The organism is Weissella sp. DD23 (genome assembly GCF_001579105.1).
In the GTDB taxonomy this organism is placed as follows: domain Bacteria; phylum Bacillota; class Bacilli; order Lactobacillales; family Lactobacillaceae; genus Weissella; species Weissella cibaria.
This window is the reverse complement of sequence record NZ_KQ970391.1, coordinates 404,621-406,567: the sequence shown is the minus strand read 5'-3', so window position 1 is coordinate 406,567 and position 1,947 is coordinate 404,621. Positions and strand designations below refer to the sequence as shown.

General features: G+C 47.3%; 2 protein-coding genes and 1 pseudogene. All 3 read right to left on the bottom strand.

What is annotated here, in order from left to right:
* Positions 1-130: pseudogene (locus WEIDD23_RS04410) on the bottom strand (arginine catabolic regulator); the annotation flags it as partial.
* On the bottom strand, positions 117-965 hold the full coding sequence (locus WEIDD23_RS04405; RefSeq protein WP_010373097.1) for a TlyA family RNA methyltransferase: 849 nt from the start codon (positions 963-965) through the stop codon (positions 117-119). The pseudogene WEIDD23_RS04410 and the gene WEIDD23_RS04405, both read right to left, overlap by 14 nt.
* Positions 966-1,829, bottom strand: a complete 864-nt coding sequence (locus WEIDD23_RS04400) for a polyprenyl synthetase family protein (RefSeq protein WP_010373095.1) — start codon at positions 1,827-1,829, stop codon at positions 966-968.
* Between the last annotated feature and the right edge of the window lie 118 nt (positions 1,830-1,947).

The window sequence follows — 1,947 nt, the reverse complement described above, 5'->3', positions numbered from 1 at the left end:
AGATGGTGGCTTGCGTGACTTCCCAACCAGCCTCGTTTAATTTTTGAACCAAATCTTCTTGCCGTTGAATCTGTTCATTACTAATCAATGACTTAATTGCTTGCTGACGTTCTTGCTTACTTCGTCTCATCCGCATTTTCCTCACGACGCGCGTTCAATTGCGCATGTGCACGTGTTACAACCGCCTCACGCTCTGATTCAGTCATCGTGCTCTCGCCACCGTCCAATACCAAGTGTGCTAAGAACTCGATGTTACCTGACCCACCCTTAATTGGTGAGTAATCAAGTGCCACAATACTAAAACCTGCCGCTTGCGCATAACCAGCGACTTTATCAAGAACCGCCAAGTGCGTTGTGGCGTCCTTAACGATACCATGCTTACCAATTGCTTCCCGACCAGCTTCAAATTGTGGCTTAATCAACGTCGCAACCGAACCGCCTGGCGTCAAAATCTTCGCCAGCGGTGGCAAAATCAAGTTTAGTGAAATAAATGACACGTCAATCGTCGCGACTGCCGGCTGACCGTGCGTAAAGTCAGTTGGTTCTGAATAGCGGAAGTTCGTGTTTTCCATCACCACAACGCGTTCATCCGAACGTAACTTCCAAACCAGTTGATTTGTGCCCACGTCTAAAGCGTAGACCAACTTCGCCCCATTTTGTAGCGAAACATCTGTAAAACCACCCGTTGATGAACCGATGTCCAAAACAACCTTGTCCTGCACTGAAATATCAAAAACTTCGAGGGCTTTTTCTAATTTAAATCCACCACGTGACACATATGGCATCGGCGCCCCTTTCAAATGAAGCTCCGTTGTGACCGGGATTTTCTCGCCCGCTTTATCCATGCGTTGCTCATTTTCGCCCAAGATTTCGCCAGCCATAATTGCTCGCTTCGCTTGTTCACGTGACGTAAACAACCCTTGTTGTACTGCTAAAACATCAACGCGCTCTTTTTCAATTGCCATCTACTTCTCCACAACCTCTTCAAAATAATCCAGAAACGACAACAACAAAGTTGTTTCGTTTCCCGTTAGTTCGCCAAACTTTACAATGGCATTTGTCGCAATTCGAACCTGTTCCCGCAAGGCATCCTTCGCACCGTCAACGCCCAAAATAGTTGGGTATGCTTGCTTATCGGCAACATCATCCTGCCCTAGATCATCCAAGTCATCTTTGATTTGAAAGGCCAAACCATAGGCCATACCGAAGTTCCACAAGGTTTCTTTGACTTCATCAGACGCATGGGCCATGATTCCCCCAGCAATTGCCGCGTACGCAATCAGTGCGCCAGTTTTACGGTAGTGAATTGCTTTAACTTGATCTAATGAGATAGTTGCTGCGTTAGTTGCGGCCATATCCATGACTTGCCCGGCAACCATCCCATCAGCACCTGAAGCCAAGGCCAGTTGTAGCGTCAATTCAGCCTTTTGCGGTGTTGTCAACAATGGGTCACTCGCCAACCATTGATAGGCCAATGGTTGCAAGGCATCCCCTGCCAAAATCGCCACATCTTCACCAAATGCCTTATGCGTCGTTGGCTTGCCACGTCGCATGTCGTCATTATCCATCGCCGGTAAGTCATCATGAATAAGACTGTAAGTATGAATTAACTCCAAAGCACTCGCTGCCCGAAGCAAACCGTTGATACCCAATCCATAAGACTGCGCCACAGCTAATGTTAGCAATGGGCGTAGTCGCTTGCCGCCTGCCATGACGGCATAGGTCATGGCGTCACGCATCGTTTGGTTAGATGTACTGTGTGCTAACTCAGCAGCTAACTTATCCTCAATTTGTGGGACAACAGTTGCTGAAAACTCTGATAATTTCATGTTAACCCTCTGGTTCAAAATCTGATGTCGTCCCGTCCGCATTCACAATTTTCGCCAAACTCTGTTCAGCTGTTTGTAGGGTTTGTTGTAGTTCTTGACTCAACTTAACACCCACTTC